This window comes from Arthrobacter sp. StoSoilB19, assembly GCF_019977275.1.
GTDB lineage: Bacteria > Actinomycetota > Actinomycetes > Actinomycetales > Micrococcaceae > Arthrobacter.
In genome coordinates this window covers 15,972-38,229 of sequence record NZ_AP024650.1, presented here as the reverse complement: position 1 = coordinate 38,229, position 22,258 = coordinate 15,972, and the positions used below count along the sequence as shown (strand labels likewise).

22 protein-coding genes and 1 tRNA gene are annotated in these 22,258 nt (G+C 65.8%); 14 read left to right on the top strand and 9 right to left on the bottom strand.

Going from position 1 to position 22,258, the window contains the following annotated elements; all coding sequences use genetic code 11:
- Window positions 1–134: 134 nt before the first annotated feature.
- Both LDO86_RS00190 and LDO86_RS00185 read left to right on the top strand, forming a co-directional pair.
- Window positions 135–791 carry a hypothetical protein gene (locus LDO86_RS00190; RefSeq protein WP_051081377.1) on the top strand — a complete coding sequence of 219 codons (657 nt, stop codon included), beginning with the start codon at window positions 135–137 and terminating at the stop codon, window positions 789–791.
- Window positions 792–850: 59 nt separating this feature from the next.
- A complete protein-coding gene (locus LDO86_RS00185; protein WP_018769909.1) occupies window positions 851–1,459 on the top strand; it encodes a hypothetical protein in 609 nt (202 codons plus the stop codon).
- A 38-nt stretch (window positions 1,460–1,497) separates the two neighbouring features.
- Here the strand turns inward: LDO86_RS00185 and LDO86_RS00180 are convergent, their stop codons facing one another.
- Window positions 1,498–1,980, bottom strand: a complete 483-nt coding sequence (locus tag LDO86_RS00180; protein WP_018769908.1) for a pyridoxamine 5'-phosphate oxidase family protein — start codon at window positions 1,978–1,980, stop codon at window positions 1,498–1,500.
- 66 nt (window positions 1,981–2,046) lie between these two features.
- A complete protein-coding gene (locus LDO86_RS00175; RefSeq protein ID WP_018769907.1) occupies window positions 2,047–3,438 on the bottom strand; it encodes an NAD(P)/FAD-dependent oxidoreductase in 1,392 nt (463 codons plus the stop codon).
- Between the two features lie 135 nt (window positions 3,439–3,573).
- Here LDO86_RS00175 and LDO86_RS00170 point away from each other — a divergent pair, with 135 nt between their 5' ends.
- Window positions 3,574–4,287 carry a TetR family transcriptional regulator gene (locus LDO86_RS00170; protein WP_026265867.1) on the top strand — a complete coding sequence of 238 codons (714 nt, stop codon included), beginning with the start codon at window positions 3,574–3,576 and terminating at the stop codon, window positions 4,285–4,287.
- A 30-nt stretch (window positions 4,288–4,317) separates the two neighbouring features.
- Here LDO86_RS00170 and LDO86_RS00165 read toward each other — a convergent pair whose 3' ends face one another.
- Window positions 4,318–5,247, bottom strand: a complete 930-nt coding sequence (locus LDO86_RS00165; protein WP_043425038.1) for an NADP-dependent oxidoreductase — start codon at window positions 5,245–5,247, stop codon at window positions 4,318–4,320.
- A gap of 154 nt (window positions 5,248–5,401) precedes the next feature.
- Here LDO86_RS00165 and LDO86_RS00160 point away from each other — a divergent pair, with 154 nt between their 5' ends.
- Both LDO86_RS00160 and LDO86_RS00155 read left to right on the top strand, forming a co-directional pair.
- The gene (locus tag LDO86_RS00160) at window positions 5,402–6,529 is read left to right on the top strand and encodes a mandelate racemase/muconate lactonizing enzyme family protein (protein WP_018769904.1); all 1,128 of its coding nucleotides are present in this window, start codon (window positions 5,402–5,404) and stop codon (window positions 6,527–6,529) included.
- A gap of 9 nt (window positions 6,530–6,538) precedes the next feature.
- Window positions 6,539–7,273: an FCD domain-containing protein gene (locus tag LDO86_RS00155; protein ID WP_224084175.1), complete on the top strand. Its 735-nt coding sequence runs from the start codon at window positions 6,539–6,541 to the stop codon at window positions 7,271–7,273.
- 126 nt (window positions 7,274–7,399) lie between these two features.
- Here LDO86_RS00155 and LDO86_RS00150 read toward each other — a convergent pair.
- A tRNA-Leu gene (locus tag LDO86_RS00150) sits at window positions 7,400–7,482 on the bottom strand.
- 395 nt (window positions 7,483–7,877) lie between these two features.
- Here LDO86_RS00150 and LDO86_RS00145 point away from each other — a divergent pair.
- The 7 genes from LDO86_RS00145 to pknB are packed head-to-tail and all read left to right on the top strand — an operon-like array spanning window position 7,878 to window position 17,406.
- The gene (locus LDO86_RS00145; RefSeq protein WP_018769902.1) at window positions 7,878–8,621 is read left to right on the top strand and encodes a DUF3662 and FHA domain-containing protein; all 744 of its coding nucleotides are present in this window, start codon (window positions 7,878–7,880) and stop codon (window positions 8,619–8,621) included.
- On the top strand, window positions 8,618–9,097 hold the full coding sequence (locus LDO86_RS00140; RefSeq protein ID WP_018769901.1) for an FHA domain-containing protein: 480 nt from the start codon (window positions 8,618–8,620) through the stop codon (window positions 9,095–9,097). The genes LDO86_RS00145 and LDO86_RS00140 overlap by 4 nt, the downstream gene beginning before the upstream one ends.
- A 59-nt stretch (window positions 9,098–9,156) precedes the next feature.
- Entirely contained in the window at window positions 9,157–10,830 is a 1,674-nt protein-coding gene (locus LDO86_RS00135; protein ID WP_155845571.1) for a PP2C family serine/threonine-protein phosphatase, read from the top strand.
- Window positions 10,827–12,215, top strand: a complete 1,389-nt coding sequence (locus LDO86_RS00130) for an FtsW/RodA/SpoVE family cell cycle protein (RefSeq protein ID WP_223993200.1) — start codon at window positions 10,827–10,829, stop codon at window positions 12,213–12,215. Before LDO86_RS00135 ends, LDO86_RS00130 begins: the two co-directional genes overlap by 4 nt.
- On the top strand, window positions 12,212–13,672 hold the full coding sequence (locus LDO86_RS00125; protein ID WP_018769898.1) for a penicillin-binding protein 2: 1,461 nt from the start codon (window positions 12,212–12,214) through the stop codon (window positions 13,670–13,672). Before LDO86_RS00130 ends, LDO86_RS00125 begins: the two co-directional genes overlap by 4 nt.
- Window positions 13,669–15,396: a protein kinase gene (locus LDO86_RS00120; RefSeq protein ID WP_018769897.1), complete on the top strand. Its 1,728-nt coding sequence runs from the start codon at window positions 13,669–13,671 to the stop codon at window positions 15,394–15,396. The genes LDO86_RS00125 and LDO86_RS00120 overlap by 4 nt, the downstream gene beginning before the upstream one ends.
- 15 nt (window positions 15,397–15,411) lie before the next feature.
- Complete coding sequence (pknB, locus tag LDO86_RS00115) at window positions 15,412–17,406, top strand: Stk1 family PASTA domain-containing Ser/Thr kinase (protein ID WP_043425018.1); 1,995 nt, start codon at window positions 15,412–15,414, stop codon at window positions 17,404–17,406.
- Between the two features lie 42 nt (window positions 17,407–17,448).
- Here the strand turns inward: pknB and LDO86_RS00110 are convergent, their stop codons facing one another.
- From LDO86_RS00110 to LDO86_RS00100, 3 genes are read right to left on the bottom strand one after another with little or no spacing between them, the layout of a single operon-like run.
- A complete protein-coding gene (locus LDO86_RS00110; protein WP_018769895.1) occupies window positions 17,449–18,090 on the bottom strand; it encodes an aminodeoxychorismate/anthranilate synthase component II in 642 nt (213 codons plus the stop codon).
- Window positions 18,087–18,257: a hypothetical protein gene (locus tag LDO86_RS00105; protein ID WP_018769894.1), complete on the bottom strand. Its 171-nt coding sequence runs from the start codon at window positions 18,255–18,257 to the stop codon at window positions 18,087–18,089. Before LDO86_RS00105 ends, LDO86_RS00110 begins: the two co-directional genes overlap by 4 nt.
- Before the next feature lie 2 nt (window positions 18,258–18,259).
- Window positions 18,260–19,054: a class E sortase gene (locus tag LDO86_RS00100; RefSeq protein ID WP_018769893.1), complete on the bottom strand. Its 795-nt coding sequence runs from the start codon at window positions 19,052–19,054 to the stop codon at window positions 18,260–18,262.
- A 174-nt stretch (window positions 19,055–19,228) separates the two neighbouring features.
- On the opposite strand from LDO86_RS00100, the gene LDO86_RS00095 reads away from it, so the two are divergent.
- Together LDO86_RS00095 and LDO86_RS00090 are read left to right on the top strand one after the other, a co-directional pair.
- Window positions 19,229–19,480: a cell division protein CrgA gene (locus tag LDO86_RS00095; protein WP_018769892.1), complete on the top strand. Its 252-nt coding sequence runs from the start codon at window positions 19,229–19,231 to the stop codon at window positions 19,478–19,480.
- A gap of 34 nt (window positions 19,481–19,514) precedes the next feature.
- The gene (locus LDO86_RS00090; RefSeq protein ID WP_018769891.1) at window positions 19,515–20,120 is read left to right on the top strand and encodes a DNA-3-methyladenine glycosylase I; all 606 of its coding nucleotides are present in this window, start codon (window positions 19,515–19,517) and stop codon (window positions 20,118–20,120) included.
- A 247-nt stretch (window positions 20,121–20,367) separates the two neighbouring features.
- Here the strand turns inward: LDO86_RS00090 and LDO86_RS00085 are convergent, their stop codons facing one another.
- On the bottom strand, window positions 20,368–20,835 hold the full coding sequence (locus tag LDO86_RS00085; RefSeq protein ID WP_018769890.1) for a carboxymuconolactone decarboxylase family protein: 468 nt from the start codon (window positions 20,833–20,835) through the stop codon (window positions 20,368–20,370).
- 540 nt (window positions 20,836–21,375) lie between these two features.
- Window positions 21,376–22,254 carry a rhomboid family intramembrane serine protease gene (locus LDO86_RS00080; protein ID WP_026265864.1) on the bottom strand — a complete coding sequence of 293 codons (879 nt, stop codon included), beginning with the start codon at window positions 22,252–22,254 and terminating at the stop codon, window positions 21,376–21,378.
- Between the last annotated feature and the right edge of the window lie 4 nt (window positions 22,255–22,258).

The following is a 22,258-nucleotide window of genomic DNA, read 5'->3' as shown; positions in this document are numbered from 1 at the left end:
CGCTCCGGTTATTCCGGCTGCTCCGGGAGGTTGTGGCACGCCTTCTCCGCCATTGACGCTGCGCCCGGGAGACGGTGCAATGGAAGGACCAGCCCGGCCTCTTCCGGCCGGGGGCTGGGCGCTGGAGGTGCAGGATGTCAGTTGTGGCGGAGTCTCTGATGCAGGGGCTGCTTCAAGGTGCGTGGGCGGTCCTGCTGTGCGGTCCCGTGCTGGTGGCCAGCGTGGCCGCCACGGTCTTTGTTGTCCGACGCCGGGCTTTGGCTTCCGGAGGCAGCGCACCAGCCGGCAACGCACTGGCCGGCCGCGCAGCGGAGGCTCCGGACCAGCTGTTTTGGGACCTGTTCCTGGGTGCCTGTGTCGCCCTTCCCGCGTTGATTATCCCCGCCCTGGTCTCGCCGTGGGCTGGACTGCTGTTGACAGGGGCAGCTGCCGCTGCCGGCATCGCCGCCTACCGTGGCAGCCCCCGGTTCCTGGCCTGGCGCACCGTCCGCCGGGAAGGGCGGCGGCAGCGTTCGGCCCACCAGGCCGCCAGCGCGCATCACGACGAGCTCATGGTCCGGTGGCGGCGCTACGAACTTGATCCGGCGTACAGCATCGACTACCCGGCACTGACTGACGTGCGGCTGCCCGAAACGTCGGCACTGATCAAGGCGATGCGGACGGCGGACCAGTTGCGGACGGCCGCGCACAAGGGTTACCCGGACGCCGTCGGAAGGCTGGCTGCGTCATTGGCAGCGGCGGAACGGGCGGCGGGAATCCCGGCCGCGCTGCCTGCGGAGCAGGCCACCTGAGGTTAACTGCTGTGTCGCCGGCGGTGGATCAGCGGAGAGCCCGGCGGTAGCATCCCAGGATGAAGCCTGAGGAACTGCCTGTCCACGATCAGTATGGCCGCCTGCTGGAGGACCGCGGAGTCTGGCGGCAGGCCACCACACTGGAAGCGGCCGGCGAACTGACTGCCCGGTGGCTGGAGGGCGGGAGTTCTTACCAGCCTGGACACTTTGCGCCGGGCTCCGACGACGAGACCAAACCCATCGCCACAGACTTGGCAGAGCTGAACCGTCACGGGTTGTTCACCAAGGAATCCCAGCCCGGCATCCGTAACGGGGCCGCGGCCCAACGGGAGTACGTCACCGGATTCTGCAGCGCCGCCACCGCCGGTGAACTGCTGGCGCTGTCCACCCGCACCGAACTGGTGACCGTGGCACATGCACCGGGCGAGGCAAGCAGTGCAGCCATCCCGGTAACCCTTGCCGGATCGGAAGTCACCACCGTGCTCGGCTCCAGCGAGAACCCCGTTGAGGAGGAACAGATCCGGGACTGGGCAGAGGAAACCAATGATGCCCTGGCCCTGCTCCTGGCCGACTCCTGGTACGTGGAAATCCTGGATCCGGTCTGGGGAAGGAACGGCGTACTGTTTCCGGCGGTCTTGCAGGCACTGAAAGGGGCGGAGCAGCCCTAGCCGCTCCGCCCCGTTCGCTTACCCGGCGCTCCCGGGAACTACAGCTCCACGGTGCCGCTTTCACCGACACTCATCCGGCTGTTGGTGACCTTTGCCTTCACCCACTGCAGCACCGTGGCGGCCGTGCCGCCGGGGCTGGTCCAGTACTCGGCAGAATCCGAATCGACGCGCAGCAGGCACACCTCGGGGGTATCCGGGCCATCAGGGAACCAGGCTTCAACCGCCTGGTTCCACAGTTCACGGATTTTTGCCCGGTCTGTGACCACTTCGGCGGTCCCGGCCACGGAAACCCATTCGGTCTTCCTGCCAAAGGCGACGTTCACGCGCGGATCAGCCCGGACATGCGCAACCTGGGAAGTGCCAAGGCCGGTGAAGAACCACATGTCGCCGTCGTCCTTTACCTCCTGGACGGCCAGCGGCCGGCTGACGAGGGCGCCTTCTTCGTTGATGGTGGTGACCATCCCGATCCTGGAATCGTTGATGATCTCAGTAACCTTGCTGATGCTCTGGGCGTCAGTCATGCCTCACCTCGTTCGTCGAAAGTCGGGGACGCTCCCCGCCGCCAGCCTATTAGTAAGCATGCTTATTTACCAGCCGGCGGCCACCGGCACCTTTGCCACCTCGGCGATGCGTGCAGCGGTAATCCGGCCCATGCGGACCGCGCCGTCCACGTGCTGGTAGCCCTCGGCAGCAAGGTCGGACGATGACCAGTAGATGGGGCCCACGGGTGCATGCTGGTCCTTGCCGTAACGGTGCAGTCCGCCCAGGTCGTAGCTGGCGGCGTAGGCGCCGCGGGTCCACTCCTCCGAGCCCCAGTCGGACTCGTAGTAGACCTCCGGCGCCAGGGCCTCGTCGCCAAGGTAGCCGGCGATCGATTCCAGGATGGCCTTCCGGCGTTCTTCGGCGCTGAGTTCGAAGACGGCGTCCGCCTTCTCATCCGACACGAAGCCCACCAGGGTGCCGCGCGGATCGCCGTGGTTGGTGTTGTCGTAGACCTCCTGGACCAGGGCGTCCGCCCCGAAGCAGGTGCCGGAGAGTCCCTTGTCCCGCCAGAAGGGCGTGCTGTAGACGGCGTGCACCTTGATCACCAGGCCCAGGGACTGGTGCTGGTGCATCTGGTGCTGGCGGCGCGGCAGCGGCGGGTTGAAGGAGACGCGGGAGTAGAGGTTCGGCGGTACGGCCATGATCACAAACCGGGCGTTGACCGTGGCCCGGTCGGATTCAACGGTGACCCGGTGGCCGCCGTCGGAATCCGGCTCCCAGTTGACGGTGCGCACCGGGGAGTTAAGGATTACGTCGTCACCCAGCTGCTGCGCCTGCAGCAGCGAGACCTGCTGCATTCCGCCCACCACGCGGCGGTCCAGGATGAAATCCTCGTCCGTCAGGTGGGTGAACGAACCTGCGGAGGCTGCCATCAGGACGGCCTGCAGGGCAGAGAAGGCGTGGGCCGGCTTGGTCAGCATGCCGCCGGCGATAAAGAGGCCAATGTTCTTGCATGCTTCCTCGTTGCCCGAGTTCTGCCGGAGCCAGTGATGGAAGGAAATGGTGTCCAGTTCACGCGCCTTGGGATGCGCCCAGGGCTCTGTGGGGCCGATTTCCGCCGCAAGGCCGTCCAGCAGAGCCACCAGGCGGTCCATTTCGACGGCGGTGTCCGGATCCACCGGGAACGTGTCACCCGTATAGCGCACGGGTGCGCCGTCCGCGCCGATGTAGATGGACTCCCCTTCGCGGTAGCGCGGGTACGTTTCCAGGTTCAGCTCCTGGAGCAGGTCCAGGAGTACGGTCTGGTCCGGGGAAACCCACTGGCCGCCGATTTCGAGCATGGCACCGTCCACCGTGTCGGTCCAGGTGCGGCCGCCCACGCGGTCACGGGCCTCGAGCACGGCGACCGTGAGGCCGGCCTTTTTCAGTTCGCGGGCGGCGGTGAGTCCGGACGGCCCGGCTCCGACGACCACGACGTCGCGGTTCAGGTTCAGCATGATGTCCTCTCTGGGCCCCTTAGTGACGGGGACCACTAAATGAATGCCATTCATTTATGAGAACTATAGCGGGTGCCTGCCGGGAGGGGAAGTGCCGGGTGGAATAATGCAGGGGACATCGACGAAAGGGCAGCAATGCCGGCAGTATCAGCCGCACAGGGACGCTCCACCAGCAACGGCGGAGCACAAAGGAGGCGGGCAGGCAGGCCGTCTGCGGCCGTGCTGGCCAAGTCCGGAATTACCGAAGCCGCACTGGAACTGATCAGCCGCAAGGGATATGACGGGCTGACCATGGCCGCCCTGGCAAAGGTGCTGGACGTCGCTCCCTCCGCCCTCTACAACCATGTGGCATCAAAGCAGGACGTCCTGCTGCTGGTGGAGGACCACCTGATGTCCCTGGTGGACGTTACGGGTTTCGGCGGCGGGAGCTGGGAGGACGCCGTCCGGACCTGGGCGTGGAGCTACCGGGATGTCTTCGCCGAGCACACACCGCTGATTCCCGTGATCGCCGTCCTGCCCGTGACGGACGCGCCGCAGACCCTTGCCATGTACGAAACCGTGAGCAAGGGGTTCCTCGACGCCGGCTTCCCCCAGGAGCGCATCATCCCCGCCATCGTGGCGCTGGAGTCCTTCATCTTCGGCTCCGCTTACGACGTCACCGCTCCGGAGGACATTTTCGATTCCGGCTCCATGGCCGGCTCCACCCCCAACTTCTCCGCCGCGGTGCGCAGTTCGGCAGCCGGCCGGGAGCGTGGCCGACCTGCCGACACCGCCTTCAGCCTGGGGCTTGATGCGCTGATCTCCGGGCTGGGGGCTCTGCGAACACAGGACGCCACATCCGGTTCATAGCGCTGGCAGCCGTGCCGCAAAAGCCCTGAATCAGGCTTCTCCGTCCACGGCCACCACGATCTTGCCCCGGGTATGGCCCTCCATGTTCAGGCGGAAAGCCTCCGCGGACTGAGCCAACGGAAGAACCTTGGCAACCTCTACCCTGATGTTGTTCCGGTCCACCAACCCGGCGAGCTCCTGCAGGTCTGCTCCCACCGGACTGACCCACATCCAGGTGCCGCCGTGCTCCTCCACTTCGCTGTCGGCGATGGATGCATGCCTGCCCCCTTCAGCCAGTACGGCCAGCGTCGCCTCAAGATTGCCTCCAGCGAAGTCGGCAACGACCTCCACGCCGGCGGGACGCAATGCACGAACACGCTCCACGAGTCCTTCCCCATAGGCAACCGGCTCGGCCCCCAAGGAGCGGAGGAATTCATGGTTCTTTTCGGAGGCCGTTGCAATGACCTTCGCACCCAGTGCCACCGCAATCTGGATGCCCAGCGACCCCACTCCACCGGCGCCACCGTGGATAAGGACAGTCTCACCGGACGCGAGGCCCAGGCGGTTCAGGACCTGGTAAGCAGTCAGTCCGGCCAGCGGAAGCCCCGCCGATTCGTTCCATCCCAGAGACTCGGGCTTGCGGGCCAGCAGCCGTTCCGGCAATGCGATGTACTCGGCAAAACTTCCGCCATGGACATAGTCTTTCCGGCCGTAGGCAATGACCTCGTCACCGGGCTGGAACGCCCGGGCGTCGATCCCCACCGACTCGACGACCCCCGCCACGTCCCATCCCGGGATCGCGGGAAACTGCAGGTCCATTGCCGCATCCAGGTAACCGGCCATGATCTTCCAGTCCACGGGGTTCACCGAGGCTGCCTTCACTTTGACCAGGACCATCCCCGGCCCCACCTTCGGCATCGGCCTCTCGGTCAATTCAAGGACGTCCGGGCTTCCGTATTCGCTGTAGGTAATTGCCTTCATGCCTGCGACAACGGCGCAGCGGTCCGCCACTATTCCTGCTCCGGCCCGGGAGTGTCGCACCACACCTCCGGCGGATGTACTTGTAATACAAGTCTGATACTTATATCCTAAGCAGGTGGGGCGAAGGAGCCCTATCCCGCCTCCAGGAGAACTTATGAGCACCGTTGATCTGATCCGGCACGTCAAACTGTCCACCGCCCGCCTTCCCCTCGCCGTTCCCATCAGCGACGCCAAGGTCTTCACCGGGCGGCAGAAGCCCATGACCGAGGTGGTCTTCCTGTTCGCGGAGATCACCACGGAGCTGGGCCACTCCGGCATCGGCTTCAGCTACTCCAAGCGCGCGGGCGGCCCGGCGCAGTACGCCCACGCCAAGGAAGTCGCCGAAGGCCTCATCGGCGAGGACCCCAACGACATCGCGAAGATCTACACCAAGCTCCTGTGGGCAGGTGCCTCGGTGGGCCGGTCCGGCGTCGCCACCCAGGCTCTCGCCGCCGTCGACATTGCTTTGTACGACCTCAAGGCCAAGCGCGCAGGCCTGCCGCTGGCGAAGTTCCTGGGCTCATACCGCGACTCCGTCCGGACGTACAACACCTCCGGCGGCTTCCTGAATGCCACCCTGGACGAAGTTAAGGCCCGGGCCACGCAGTCCGTCGAGGAAGGCATCGGTGGCATCAAAATCAAGGTTGGCCTTCCCGACAGCAAGGAAGACCTCCGCCGCGTGGCAGGGATCCGCGAACACATCGGCTGGGACGTGCCGCTCATGGTGGACGCAAACCAGCAATGGGACCGTGCCACCGCCTTGCGGATGGGCCGCCGCCTCGAGGAATTCGACCTGGTCTGGATCGAGGAGCCCCTGGACGCCTACGACTTCGAAGGCCATGCCCATCTGGCACAGGTCCTGGACACGCCCATTGCCACCGGCGAGATGCTGGCGTCCGTGGCCGAGCACAAGGGCTTGATCACCGCCAATGGCTGCGACATCATCCAGCCCGACGCCCCGCGCGTGGGCGGCATCACCCAGTTCCTGCGCCTCGCCGCCCTCGCAGACGAACGCGGGCTGGGCCTGGCACCGCACTTCGCCATGGAAATCCACCTCCACCTCGCGGCGGCCTACCCCCGTGAACCCTGGGTGGAGCACTTCGACTGGCTGGACCCGCTGTTCAATGAACGGCTGGAAACCAAAGACGGCCGCATGATCGTTCCGGACCGCCCGGGCCTTGGCATCACGCTCAGCGATCAGGCCCGTGCCTGGACCACCGAGCGCGTAGAGTTCGGCGCGTAATCTTGAGCCATGAGCCGGAACCTCACCGCGTACCTTGCCGCTGACCTTCGCAACCGCATCGTCGACGGCGTGATCCAGCCGGGCGAGAAGCTGCCCAGCGAGAACACGCTCATCAACGACTTTGGCGTCAGCCGCACGGTCGTCCGTGCCGCCCTCACCCGGCTCCAGGCCGAAGGGCTTGTCGAAACCGAGCGGGGGCGGGGAAGCTTCGCCCTCACTCCCCCCACCGACGTGCCCCCGGCAGTGCCGGGTGGCCGCCCGGTGGCCACCACGGAGGACCGGCTGCACCTGCTGGCATTCCGGATGGGAGTGGAGGCCGAAGCCGCCGCACTGGCGGCGCGGAACCGCACGGACCGCCAGTTGCGGGCCGTCAGCGCCGCACTGGAATCCTTCACCGAAAGCGCAGGCCACCCTGCCCACGCCATGAAGTCGGATTTCGAGTTCCACCGCGCTGTGGCGGCGGCATCCGGCAACCCCTATTACTCAGATTGCCTGGCGGCGCTGGGGCAAACCATGATCGCCATGCCGCGAACCCGCCTGATGACCGGCGTCGAACACTACGCCCGGGACCATTTCGACCAGGTGGTGCTGGAGCACCGGTCCATCCGGGACGCCATCGCAGATGGTGACGAGGCTGCGGCCGCGGCAGCCATGCGCTGCCACCTGGCAAACTCACGACGCCGGTTCAAGGCGTCGGCGCGCCCGTCCAGTCAGGAGGACGCAGCCAGGACCGCCGGGTCCTAAGCCTGTTCGCGGATCCAGGCCCTCGAGGGCCGGATCTGCGAACAAGCCCCTGACGTTTCCAGACCCAGGCCGGTGTTAAATAGCTAAGGGCCCCAATCGTGTGATTGGGGCCCTTAGCATTTTGCGTGCGCGAGGGGGGATTTGAACCCCCACGCCCTTTCGGACACTGGCACCTGAAGCCAGCGCGTCTGCCGTTCCGCCACTCGCGCGCAACTTCTTCCACTCAGCCGGTCCGGTTTCCCGTTTCCGCGCCTCGTAAAAGCAGCGAGATCAAGCATAACGGACAGATGCCGCAAATTACCAATTGGCCGCCGGCACCCTTTCCCCATGCCCTTAAAGGCGGCATAACAGAGGGGCCTCACCGGCCGGAGACGGAGGGCCGGAGCCGCCGCCGGTTTGCGCGGGTTGGGACCGGACCAGTCACAGATCTGAACTTTTGCCGGCGCCCGGCCGTTGTGGATTAAGGTCATTCGCAGGGGTGCCCAGTAGTATCGGATGTAGGAGTGGCCGCTGCCGGCGGGCATGCCGCGCAGTGCCGGACCGCCCTGCAGGTGCTGGTCAGCAACAACTACTGCCCCGGAACCGGGGGGAAAGGAGAAGAACCATGGGTCTGCTGGACAAGGTTGAACGTGGCATTGAAAAGGCCGTCCGCGGTGTCTTCTCCACCGGTTCCAAGGCCCAGGTCGAACCTGTGGAGATCGCCAGCAGGCTCCGCCGCGAGGTGGACCATAAAGCGATCACCATTGCGGCCGGACGTACGCTGGTGCCCAACGTCTTCGACGTCCAGCTCAGCGATGAGGACTTCGGACGCGCACAGGAGTGGGGCACGCCGCTGGCCGAAGAACTCTGCGACGTGGTCATCAACCACGTCCGGAGCCAGGGCTACACCCTCCAGGGGCCCGTCCGGATCTCCTTCCGCCGCGAAACGGCACTCCGCCCCGGTGATTTCGAAATTGCCTCCTCCACCGAAAAGTCCCAAGGCTCCGGCGGCGCCACGCCGCCCCGGCCGAACGTGCCGGCAGCTCCCAGCCGGCCGCCCGTGAGGCTGCAGCCTGTGCTGGACATCGAGGGCCAGCGTTATTCGCTGAACGCCCCGTCCATCGTCCTGGGCAGGTCGTCCGAGGCGGACATCCACATTGATGACACAGGCGTATCGCGGCGCCACCTGGAAATCCGAACGGCCAACGGCGCCACCAGCGCCGTGGACCTGGGATCCACCAACGGCAGCTACGTCAACGGGCAGAAGGTCTCCGGAAGCATCGAACTCACAGACGGCTCCACCATCACGATGGGACGGACAAAGATCATCTTCCGCCTGCTTCCTGCCAACCCGGGTGGCCACGCATGAGCGACCTGACCATCACCGCGCTGCGGTTCGGCTTCCTGCTGCTCCTCTGGGTACTCATCTTCAGCATCGTCTCCGCCATGCGCCGGGACCTCATGTTGGGCCGGAAGGCCGCATCCGGCGTGCCCACCGCCCGCCAGGTCCGCCGGAACCCGGAACTTGCCGAGACCCCGCAGCCCGTAAAGCAGCAGGCCCGGCAACTGGTGGTGGTCGAAGGCCCGCTCAAGGGCAGGACCCTGCCCCTGGCGGCCAGCCCCATCCTGCTGGGCCGCGCCCAGGAAGCCACCCTGGTGCTGGAAGACGACTACGCTTCCGGCCGCCACGCCCGGCTCTTCCCGCAGGGCAGCCGTTGGTTCATCGAAGACCTTGGCTCCACCAACGGAACCTACCTGGGAGACCAGCAACTGACCCGTGCCCTGCCCGTGGAGCCAGGGGTCCCCGTGAGAATCGGCAAGACGGTCATTGAATTGAGGCCGTGACCGTGGCCGAGGCTGAAAACCCCGCAACCGGCTCCAGCCCGGCGCAGCGGCCCCTCATCATGCGCTTCGCGGCGCGGTCCGACGTCGGCCGGATCCGTTCGAAGAATGACGATTCCGCCTACGCGGGCCGCCACCTCGCCGTCGTCGCCGACGGCATGGGCGGCCACGCGGGCGGTGACGTTGCCTCAGCCGCGACCGTCCTGGACATGATCCACCTGGACAGCCCCGACCACGGCGATGAAGCCGGGACGATCCTGGCCGACGAAATCCAGACCGCCAACTCACTGCTCTCCGAACTGGTGCACATCAACCCCAAGCTGGCCGGCATGGGCACCACCGTGACGGCCCTCCTGCTGGCAGACGGCAAACTGCACTTCGCGCACATCGGCGACTCCCGGGCCTACCGGCTCCGCGACGGCGAATTCAAACAGGTCAGCGTGGACCACACCTTCGTACAGCGGCTCATCGACGAAGGCCGGCTCAGGCCTGAGGAAGCGGAAACGCACCCGCACAAGAATGTCCTCATGCGGGTCCTGGGCGACGTCGATGCCAGCCCCGAACTCGATCTGGACACCCTGGACGCCCGTCCCGGCGACCGGTGGCTGCTGTGCTCCGACGGGCTGAACTACGTCGCCGCGCACGCCGTGGAGCGGACGGTCCGGGAAACCCACAACCTGCACGAATGCGCTGACACCCTCGTTGAACTGACTCTTGAGGCCGGTTCGCCGGATAACGTCACCGTGGTCATGGTGGACATCGTGGAGGAAACGCCCGACGACGTCAGCACGGCCGCCGTCGAAATCGTTCCGCCGGTGCAGGGCGGCAAGTCCGCTGCCGCGGCAGCTGGCGGGCAAGGCGCCACCGCCGCGTCCCCTGTTCCGGCCGGCGGGACGGAACCGGCCAAGTCCGGTTCAGCCACTGACGATGCCGGGCAGGAACGGGCGCCCGAAAAGAAGACGGCCGTCGGCGGCACCAGGGATCCGGAGGCCGGCTCCTCCGAGGCCGGCAGTACAGACCCCCACCTGGGCGAACATCTTTCCGCTGAAGTCCTCCGCGAAGAACTTGCCTCCCGCCCGCATGAACTGGTGGGTGCTGCCGCTGCCGCCGCCGAATCGGGCTCCATCCCCACCGTGGCCGGACGTACCGTGGCACGACGGGCAGCCACGCTCCTCACCCATAAGGCAGAACCGGCCGTCGATCCCGAGGACACTTTGCCGACGCTGCGTCCGCGCCGCTGGGTGGCCTGGTCCGTTGCAGCCGCCGTGCTGGTTGTCGTTGCCGTCGGCCTGTGGCTGGGGTACGCCTGGACCCAGACCCGCTACTACGTCGGCGAGTTCGATTCCCGGGTGGCCATCTACAACGGGGTCTCCCAACGGTTGGGACCCATCCAGCTGTCCTCCCTTGAGGCTGTGACGGATATCCGCATGGACTCGCTCCCGCCGTTCTCGCAGCAACGGGTCCGCCAGACCGTCCCCGCCAATGACCTCTATGACGCGCAGCGGATCGTCAAGAACCTGGAGCTCACGGGAACAACCTCCCCCGAGGAGGAGTGCCCCAGGCCATCTGCCTCCGCCACTGCGCCTGCCCCGTCGGCAAGCACAGGCACGTCGGCAAGTGCAGCGCCGCCCGCCAGCGCAGCCGCTCCGCCGCCCGCACCGGATGCCGCCGCGCCCGCACCCTCCGCGGCTTCTCCGTCCCCCACTCCGACTATCACCTGCGAGGCGGCCAAATGAGCCAGGTAAGCACTTTGCCCAAGCCCCGCCGCAACGTTGAACTTGCCCTCCTGCTCCTGGCCCTCGCCGTTGGCATCGGCGCCAACATGATGGTGGGCGTGGACCAGGAGAAGGCCTTCGATTCCGACTTCTGGTTCCAGTCCAGCCTGCTGGCAGCGGCAGCCCTGGCCTTCCACGGTGTCCTGCGCTTCCGCGCAAAGTATGCCGATCCGGTAATACTTCCGATTGTCGTCGCCCTTAACGGCTTGGGTCTTGCGATGATCCACCGCCTGGATGCTCCGGGCGAGGACACGGGAAACAACCAGCTCCGGTGGACCCTCATCGCCATGGCGGTGGCCATCGCCGTCGTGTTCTTCCTGAAGGACCACCGCATCCTGCGCCGGTTCACCTTCATTTCCCTGGCTGCGTCCGCCCTGCTGCTGATCCTGCCCCTGGTCCCGGGAGTCAGCGCCGGCGAAATCCTCGGCGCACGGGTGTGGATCAGGGTTGGCCCCATGACGTTCCAGCCGGGCGAAGTAGCCAAGATTACGCTCGCCATATTCTTCGCCGGGTATCTTTCCTCCAACCGTGACCTCATCTTGCTGGCAGGCCGCAAGATCGGCCCCCTGCAGTTTCCCCGGTTCAAGGACATGGGCCCCATGATCACCGCGTGGCTGGTCAGCATCGGTGTCCTGATCTTCCAGCGGGACCTTGGTTCCTCCCTGCTCTTCTTCGGGCTGTTCATCGTCATGATCTACGTGGCAACCAGCCGCATCAGCTGGGTGGTGATTGGACTGGCGCTGATCCTCGGCGGCGGTTTCGTGGCCGCCCAGGTGTTCTCCCACGTCCAGCAGCGCGTCTACGGCTGGCTCAACGCCTTCTCCCCCGATGTCTACGAGAACGGCAGCCGGCAGGTCATCGAGGGCCTGTTCGGCATGGCCAACGGCGGCCTGGTGGGCACCGGCCTTGGCCAGGGCCGCCCGGACCTGGTCCCGTTCGCCAACAGCGACATGATCATCGCCTCCCTGGGCGAGGAACTGGGCCTCATCGGCCTGTTCGCCGTCGTCCTGCTGTACCTGCTGCTGATCACCCGCGGATTCCGCGCCGCCCTGGGCACGCGGGACGCGTTCGGAAAGCTGCTCGCCTGCGGCCTTTCCTTCGCGGTGGCGCTTCAGTGCTTCGTGGTCATCGGCGGGGTCACCCGGCTCATTCCACTGACCGGGCTTACCACGCCGTTCCTGGCGGCCGGCGGTTCGTCCCTTCTGGCCAACTGGATCATTGTGGGACTGCTCCTGATGATCTCGCATGCGGCCCGCGGGCCGGTGGACACTACACCGTTGCCGCCGGCCGGGACGGCAGCGGCAACAGGCATTGACACTCCAACCGAGGCGGTGAAGCAGGCATGAACCAGGCAATCCGGCATTCATGGGTAGCCGCAGTGGCCATGTTTGCACTGCTGTTCGGGGCCATCAGCTACGTGCAGGTGGTAGGCGCCGACGACCTCAAGACCAACCCCCTGAACCAGCGTGCCATCCTGCAGAACTACTGCAACGACCGCGGCGCCATCATCGTTGGGGGCACCCCCGTTGCCGAGTCGGTGGAAACCGGTTCGGAGACCTGCAAGTTCCAGCGCACCTACCCGCAGCCGGAACTGTATGCGGGAATCACCGGCTACTTCTCGAAGAACTATGGCGCCACCGGCCTGGAACAGGCCATGGGCGCCGAACTGGCGGGGAACTCGGACCAGCTCTTCCTTGACCGGGTGGGCCAGCTCTTCCTGGGCAACCAGCCCAAGGGCGCGTCCGTGGAACTCACCATCGACCCCCAGATCCAGAAGCTTGCCTACAGCCTGATCCCGGACGGACAGCGCGGCTCGATTGTGGTGACCAACCCCAAGACCGGCGCCATCCTGGCCATGGTGTCCAAGCCGTCCTACAACCCCAACGTGGTGGCCACCCAGGACGCTGCCGCGGAGCGCGCCGGCATGAACGAGCTGGTCAAGGTTCCGGGCATCAACCTGAACCAGAACGTCAGCGGCCCCACCGGCGAGCTGCTCGCACCGGGATCGGTCTTCAAGCTCGTGGACACCGCGGCGGCGCTTGCCTCCGGCAAGTACAACAAGGAGAGTGTCCTCCCCAACCCGGCGGAGATGCCCTTTGACGGCATCCAGTACAAACTGCCCAACTACGCGGGCGGCAACTGCTACACCAGGGACACCGCCAGCTTCGCCTTCGCGCTGCAGCAGTCCTGCAATACCCCCTTCGCCAGCATTGCCCTGGATCTTGGCCGCGACGCCATCGCCGACCAGGCCAAGAAGTTCGGCTTCGGCGAGGACGTCGGCGGCCAGCTGAAGCTGGGCCACGCGCTGGGCAATGGTTTCCCCGGAAACCTGGACGCACCCGGCCTTGCCCAGTCGGCAATCGGACAGAAGGATGTCCGCGCCACGCCGCTGCAGATCAACATGATGACCTCCGCCATCGCCAACGGCGGCAAGCAGATGCAGCCTAACCTCATCAAGACCCTGCGCTCTCCGGACCTTCGTGTCATCGACGAACCGCAGCCGCAGCAACTGCGCACCTCCACCACCCCGCAGATCGCCAGCCAGATCACCGAGTGGATGGCAAGCGCAGTCAGCGAGGGCATTGCCAAGGGCGCAGCGGTCCCCGGCGTCCAGGTGGCCGGCAAGACAGGAACCGCAGAGCTCGGGAACGGAACCAATAACTCCTGGTTCACCGGCTTCGCGCCCGCAAACAATCCGCAGGTGAGTGTCACGATCGTCATGGAGGGCGTGAACATCACCACCGGCGCACAGCTGACCAGTCCTAACGCGAAGAAGATTTTTGAGGCGGTGTTGAATAAGTGAGGCCTACAACCGGAATCACCCTCGGCGGCAGATTCCAGCTGACCACGCGGATTGCGATCGGCGGCATGGGGGAAGTCTGGAAAGCCAAAGACCTCGTCCTGGGCCGCATCGTCGCCATCAAGGTGCTGAAGGAGGAGTACACGGGGGACCCCGGATTCCTCCAGCGCTTCCGTGCGGAGGCCCGCCACACTGCCCTGCTGAACCATGTGGGGATCGCCAACGTCTTTGACTACGGCGAAGAAGAAGGCTCGGCCTACCTGGTCATGGAACTGGTCCCGGGCCAGCCCCTGAGCAGCATCATCGAGCACGAACAAGTGCTGTCGCCGGACCGCACGCTGTCCATCATTGCGCAGACCGCCCGCGCCCTGGCCGTCGCCCACGCCCAGGGCCTGGTCCACCGCGACGTCAAGCCCGGCAACCTCCTGATCACCCCGGACGGACGGGTCAAAGTCACGGACTTCGGCATCGCCCGACTCGCCGACCAGGTGCCCCTCACGCAGACCGGCCAGGTCATGGGAACGGCGCAGTACCTGGCACCCGAGCAGGCGACCGGCCAGACCGCCACGGGATCCTCGGACATCTACTCGCTCGGCGTTATCGGCTACGAGTGCCTCAGCGGGCACCGTCCTTTCTCCGGCGAATCGCAGATCGCCATTGCCCTGGCCCAGGTGAACGACGCTCCGCCGCCTCTTTCGGAGACCTTGCCGGCCCCGGTCCGGGCCCTCCTGATGTCAATGCTGGCCAAGGACCCCAAGGACCGTCCCGCCAACGCCATCAAGCTGGCCGAGGCTGCGGAGGCCATCCGCAACGGCGACATCAGCGCAGCACGCGCCGCCGTTCCCGGCATGCTTCTTTTCGACGCCGACACAGGGCCCATCACGGCCCCCGTTGACACTGCCACTGCCCCCACCGGAGTCATTGGCGCCCAGCATGACTCCACTCCGGCTGCCACATCAGCCCTTCCAGTGCTGGGTGCCGGCGCGGCGGGCGCCGCGGCCGGGCTGGCTGCGGGCGCCGCGGGCGCTTCCGCCGACGGGGATGTTCCCAAGGGGCCACTGGCCCGGGCCGATGCGCTGGCTGCCGAGCGGAACTGGGACCAGGAGGAGGAAACGTACGACGACGGTCCCTCCGATGAGCCCCGGCGCAAGGGACGCAGTCCATGGACCTGGCCCCTGGTCGCCCTGATCCTGCTGCTCCTGTTTGCGCTGGTGGGTTTCCTGCTGAACCAAATGGGACTCTTCTCGCCCTCCGGCAACCCGACATCCGGCATCACCACCAGCAGCGCGCCGCCGTCGTCGGCAACGCCCACGCGGACCACTGCGTCAGCCACGCCGACGCAGACGCGCAGCACACCGACGCCGACGCCTACTTCCGAGCCCACCCAGGACACTGTCAACGTGATCCCGGCCGCCTACCTCGGCAAGGACTACCGCCAGGTCCGGACGTCCCTTGCCAACCTGGGACTCCAGGTGACGGTCCTGCCGCAGGAGAGCCGGACGGCCGCCCCCGGCACCGTCCTGGAGCTCAATCCGACCGGCGTGGTGCCCAAGGGTTCGCTGATTACCGTCATCTACGCGACCGCTCCATCACCCGCGCCCACGACGGCGGCACCCACGCCTGCTCCCACCACGTCCTCACCCGTGGCGGGCCCCACGCCCCTCTCGCCCCTGCCAACCTGTGCGGCCGGCCAGACGCCCGGAACGCCTGCGACCTGCACGCCGTAAACGTCGGGACCACCAGTGAATGAGTCACCACGCACACCGTTGCACCGGGAGGACAGCCTGCCGGTGGACAACCGGCGTGTCCTGAGCGGCCGCTACGAACTGGGCAGCCTCATTGGCCGGGGCGGCATGGCGGATGTCTACCGGGGAACCGACACCCGCCTGGGCAGGACTGTTGCCATCAAACTGCTCAGGCCGGATATGGCCCGCGACCCGCAGTTCCAGGCACGGTTCAAGCGTGAGGCACAGGCGGTGGCGGCCCTGAACCACCCCTCGATCGTGGCCATCTTCGATACCGGTGAACACCTGGTCCACGACGGCACCGGCGAGGACGTCCGCGTGCCCTATATCGTGATGGAGTACGTCGAGGGAAAGACCCTGCGCGATCTGATCCGCGCCCATGAGGTCAGCATCGACCAGGCCATCGAGTACTGCCTGGGGGTCCTGGGCGCCCTGGAATACAGCCACAAGGCCGGAATCGTGCACCGGGACATCAAGCCCGCCAATGTGATGTATTGCCCGGGCAGCAATTCCGTCAAGGTGATGGACTTCGGCATTGCCCGCGCGATTGCCGATTCCTCCGCCACTATGACCCAGACCCAGGCAGTGGTGGGAACAGCGCAGTACCTGTCACCGGAACAGGCCCGGGGCGAAACCGTCGACGCCCGCAGTGACCTTTATTCCGCCGCATGCCTGCTCTACGAAATGCTGACCTCGCGCCCTCCGTTCGTCGGGGACAGCCCGGTGTCCGTGGCTTACCAGCACGTGCGGGAAATTCCGGAGCCCGCCAGCAGCCTGAATCCGGATGTGTCACCGGCCCTGGACACCGTACTGGCCAAGGCCCTGCAAAAGAACCGGGCCGACAGGTTCCAGGATGCCGCAGCCTTCCGGCGCGCCCTGAGGGCGGCAAAGGCCGGGGTCCCTGTCCCTGCCGTGCCTGTGTCCGAGGCGCCCACCGATCCCAACGACCACGTTCCCGAAGCGTCCCCGCCAACGGAGGCGTTCGCCGCATCGGGGACCAACTTCCTTGATGACGCGCCCACCGGCCGCCTGGCAGCCCCCTCCCTCCATGACGACGGAGCAGCAGGTCCGCTGGAACTTGCGGATGAGCAGGAGATGGACGGGTACAGGCCGGGCGGATACAGGGCAGACGATTACGGGTCGGCTGCGCCGCTCCCGCTTGGCTTCCCTCCGGAACGTGAGCGGACCACCCGGCAAAAGTCCCGCCGTCGTGCGTGGATCGCCACCCTGGTGATCTTCACCCTGCTGGTACTGGCAGGCGGTGGCCTGTGGCTCTACCAAACGGTCAACCGCCCAGCCCCCGCTGCACCCAAAGTGTCAATCCCCTCGGTGTCGTCGATGACGGAGACCGCGGCGCTTCAGGCACTGTACAACGCCGGCCTGCGCCCCAGGATCGCGCGGGCGGTGAATGACACAGTGCCCAAGGGAACCGCCATTGGGACTGATCCCGCGGCGGGCGGGTCACTGGAGCCGGGGGCGGAGGTCATCCTCAACATCTCCGAGGGCCCCAGTTCGGTTAAGGTCCCGGACAGCATCCCCGGCAAGACCGAGGCAGCCGCCCGGGATATCCTGCGGCAGGTGGGACTGGTGGGCGCGCCGTCAACCAGCACGGCCAACAGCGCCACCGTTCCGGCAGGAATAGTGATCACCTCCAATCCGGCGCCCGGGCAAAGCGTTGGCGTCGGCACCAGCGTGGAACTCATCGTTTCCACGGGCAAGGTGGTTGTCCCCGAACTGCGCGGCCTGGCCCGTGATGAGGCCGAGGCGGCCCTGAAGGGGCTTGGCCTGGTGCCGTCGGTGATGGAGGCGGAGAATTCCCAGGTAGAGCCGGGCAAGGTGACGGACCAGAGCGACCCCGCCAACGCCGCCGTCGACCAGGGAAAGACCATCGGCATCGTTGTGGCCAAGGCTCCGCCCCCACCGGCTCCGACCGAAACGGCGACGCCGACGCCCACTCCCACTCCCACGCCGAAGCCCACCAGGAAGGGCTGACGTCCTCCCTGGACCTGTTTTCGGTTGGTGGAGGGCGCCGGCCTAGTGCTGGATGAGGGGGCTCAGTTTCGCCGCCCGCGCGGCTGCGCCTTTCATGCCCAGGGACTCCAGCCAGTTGCCGAGCATCTGGTAGCCGCCTTCGGTAAGGACCGATTCGGGATGGAACTGCACACCGCAGAGCGGCGCGGTCCGGTGCTGCAGCCCCATGACCACGCCGGATGCGGTCTGCGCGGTGACTTCCAGGACGTCAGGAATGGACTCCCGGACCGCGGCCAGGGAATGGTAGCGGGTGGCCGTGATGGGGGAGGGGAGCCCGGCGAAAACGCTGGTGCCGATGTGCTCCACCTGGGACGTCTTGCCGTGCATGAGTTCCGGGGCGTGCGTCACCTTGCCGCCGAAGGCCTCGGCCAGTGCCTGGTGGCCCAGGCATACGCCGAACATGGGGACGCTGTTTTCGCCACACCACTTGATCAGCTCGATGCAGATGCCCGCTTCAGCAGGATTACCCGGACCCGGGGAGATGAGGACGCCGTCGCGGGTGCTGGCAAGCTCAATCGCCTCCGCCAGCGTCACGTCGTCATTCCGGACAACTGTGGTCTCGGCGCCCAGCTCCTGGAGGTAGCCCACCAGGGTGTAGACAAAGCTGTCGTAGTTATCCACTACAAGGATCTTGGTTGTGGTCATGGCTGGTCTGTGGAACCAATCGTCGAGTCGGTGAATTGGGTGAAATGGGACATCCAGGGAAACAGGAACTGGACCATCAATACCAGGGCAATGAAGATCAGAACCAGCGAGATGAAGATCCGGAGCCAGAGCGGTCCGGGCAGGTGGCGGAAAATCCAGGCGTACACAGTCAGTTCCTTCCGGTGGCTGCCGCAACCTGCGCCGCGATTTCGGCCGGCGGGCCCGCTGCAGCCGGACGCCAGCTGTCCAGGAGGGCGTAGGCGATGATGCGTTCTTCCGCCCCGAAGCGGGGGTTGCAGCTGGTCATGGTGAGGTAGCTTTCGGTGGGCGTGGCGCCGGGCTGGGTGGGCACCGGTTCCAGGACGTCCGTGCGCGAAGGCATCACAATCTGGTTGTTCCGGAAGACGTAGACGTAATAACCGTCCTTGGTCTGGACGTAGATCTTGTCGCCGGGCACCAGGGTGTGGATGTTATCCAGCACTGCACCGTGCGTCTGGCGGTGCCCAGCCACCGCAAAGTTGCCTACCGCACCGGGCATGGCCGTGTTGCCGTAGTGCCCAAGGCCCAGGGTGTCCAGGACATCCTGGCTGGTCCCCTCGACAATGGGGCGGGTGTAGCCGGGGCCGAACCGGGGGATGTACATGATGCCGATCGTTCCCGCGTGGCCGGGGGCGGTACCCACCACGGGCTTGCCAAAATCCTCACCGGCGGCGGGTGCCGCGGCGGGCGCAGTTGGTGCGGGAGCGGGGGCGGCAGTGCCCAGGTCCTGGGCGAATTCCTTGATGACCTGGCTCTGCCTGGCATCGGACTCGACGTTGGTCCACCACAGCTGCCATGCCACAAAGAGAAGGAGGATAACGCCGGCGGTTATCAACAGCTCGCCCAGAACCTGGATGGTGCCGCGCAGCAGGGCACGACGGGGGGCGGGCGCAGTGGCGGGCCCCGCCTTCTCCTGCAATACCACGCGTTCTCCTCCGGGCGTTTACCCTGGGCACCGGCTGCCCATCAACTGCGGCTAGAATTGGCTGCTAGTAAGAATCCAGATTTGACCAAGATCGCGCAGACCGCTGGAAATTTCCTTCTTGCAGGATACCAAGCCCGGGGCGCCGGTCTTGCCCCATCCCGCCAAGGAGAGCCAGTGCCCGAGTCAAAGCCTCGCAAGAAGACCGCCAGCACCGCCCAGCCGGCTTCCCCCCAGGCTTACAAGCCCAATCCCGTCTGGTTCAAGCCGGTCATGTTTGGACTCATGATTATTGGCCTCTTCTGGATCATCACGTTCTACATCAGCGAGGGACGCTTCCCTGTGCAGGCCTGGCAGTCGTGGAACATCGTTGCCGGCTTTGGCATTGCCATCGTCGGCTTCCTGATGACTACCCGCTGGCGCTCCTGAGCGGCGTCCCGCGACTGTTCCGGGGAGGACTGCCGTGGCTCCCGAATCCGCCGGCGTAGTTATCGGCGAGGATGGCCTCGCGCGGCCGGCGTGGGCCGCGACGGACCCGCTCATGCGGAACTACTACGACCAGGAATGGGGCATGCCCGTCACCGACGAGCAGGGCCTGTATGAACGCATCTGCCTGGAGGGCTTCCAGGCCGGGCTTTCATGGGCCACCATCCTGCGCAAACGCCCCGCGTTCCGCGCCGCCTTTGCCGGCTTCGATCCGGAGGCTGTGGCCCTGTTCAGCAACGCGGACGTGGAGCGGCTGTTGCAGGATCCGGGCATCATCAGAAACAGGCTGAAGATCCTTGCCACGGTTAAGAACGCACAGGCCACCCTGGAGCTTCGGAACGACGGCGGCCTGGTGGACTTTGTCTGGGGCTTCCGGCCGGACAGCACCCCGGAGCCCCGGGTTGCCGCGGAGATTCCCACCCAGTCTGCAGAGTCCATTGCCTTGTCCAAGGCACTTAGGAAGCGCGGCTTTTCCTTCGTGGGACCCACCACCATGTTCGCCCTGATGGAGGCGGTGGGAATCGTGGACACCCACCTCCTGGCGAGCCATCGGCGGGGATCTTCCGGCGTCTGGCAGGTGTGAGGCCGGTCGGGGCAGAACCGGTCCGCGGCACACCGTTATCCCCAACTGTTAGGAAAGTTATCCACAGTGTGGAAAAGCCTCCCTGGCAGCTCCAGATGTGGCAGCCGGCCCCCGGGGCCGTGCTGATAAGGCTAAGTCTGCCGGGCAGATGCGGTTATTAACAGTGTGGAATACCTGTGGATAATCCCTACGTGCCCGGTGGATACCCGCGGGGTCCGGGGGTCCGGGGGTCCGGGGGTCCGGGAGGCTACAGGCGGTCCCGCTTGACGGGATGGTGGCTGGTAATGGAAACCCGGTTGAACGCGTTCATCGTCACCGCAACCCAGCTCACGGCCGAAAATTCCTCTGCCGTGAGGCATTCGCGGGCGGCCGCCTCCGCATGCTCCTGCGTCCGCTGGTCCGGGAGTTCAGTGATGCTCTCCACCAACGCCAGGGCCGCCCGCTCCTTGCCGGTGAACAAGGCCGTGTCACGCCACGCGGGCAATACTGCCAGCCGCTGCGGGGTTTCCCCTGCCTCGCCCGCCTTCCGCACGTGTAGGTCCAGGCAGTAGGCGCATCCGTTGATCTGGGAGATCCGGACGTTGAGGAGTTCCAGCAGGCCGCGCCCGATTCCAGCCTCCTCTGCTGCTTCCTGCACCCTGAGGCCCAGGCCGCTGATTGACTTCCAGAGAGCGGGGTGCTGTTTGTCCAGGTATAGATGCTCGGTGACGCTCACGGGGGTCCTTGTCGATAGAACGGCTTGGCAGGCAACCATCATAGGCAGGACGCGGAGGGCCCGCCGGGGATGTTATCCACTTACCAACAGCGCAATACCCACAAGTTATCCACAACTGTGGGTAAGCCCGTGGAAATCCTCCCGCCGCCGGGCGCTGCGCCTACTCCCGCGGGTTTTCCAACGCGGAAACTACACCTCTGTCAGTTATTAACACTGTGTATAAGGGTGTCGATAACGCCCCTCCGGGGTGGTGCACTGGGCCAACATGACGCTGCCGGTGCGTAGTTGTCCACAAAATCCCGTGGAATCCCCTGCTTATCCACTTACACACAGCAATATCCCCACAGGTTATCCACAGATGTGGAGAAAGTGGCGCAGCCTTCCAGCCCATCCCCGGACGCAGGCCATAAACGGGAGGACGCGCATATGAAATACAGCTGTGTAAGTTACCAACATTGTGGATAAGCCCTGTGGAAAACAACTCTGCCCCCGACACCATTGGTGGCGGGGGCAGAGTGCCGTTGCGGTTTGGGCGGGATCCTAGAGAGTTACCCGCACCCAGCTCACAGCGATGAGCAGGGCCAGCACGGCCGCCAGCCCCAAGGCCTGGATGACACCCTGGCGGCGTCCGCGCGGAGTGTAGGCGAGGACGGCCGCACACAGTCCGCCCGTAATGAGGCCGCCCAGGTGGGCCTGCCAGGCGATGTGGGGGATCAGGAAGCCAATGACGCCGTTGATGGCAATCAGGACCCACAGCTGGCGGGTGTCGCCGCCGCGCTGCCGTTGAACCAACAGCATGGCGCCGAAAAGGCCGAAGATGGCTCCGGAAGCACCTACCAGCCCCACGAGCCCTTGGCCGGGCACCAACACGGGATTGAGCAGCAGGTAGCCGACTGAACCACCAACCGCTGAAATCAGGTACAGCGCCAGGAACCGGACGCGGCCCAGAACGGGTTCGAGGGCCTGGCCGAAAATCCAGAGCGTATACATGTTAAGGAGGATGTGCAGCAGCGAATCCGGGGAATGGAGGAAGGCTGATGTCAGCATCCGCCAAGGCTCGAAAGCACCGTACTGCGGGGCAACAAAAATGTTGTTATAGGCGAACTGCTTGTATACGAAGTCGCCCGGGATGAGCATCTGCAGTGCGTAAACAACAACGCAGGCCGCGATGATGCCGAACGTCGCCAATGGCTTGCCGGTGGCAACGGCGCCGCCATAGACGGTCCGCACTTCCGGCGTCGAACGTCCTGTTTCGTTGACGCAGTCAACGCATTGGAATCCGACGGCGGCCGCCCGCTGGCAGTCAGGGCATGCCGGGCGCCCGCAGCGCTGGCAGCGCACGTAGGACGGCCGGTCCGGGTGCCGGGGACAGACCGGGACCTGGGCGGACGGCTCGGCCGACGGAATTCCGTAACTCATGCTG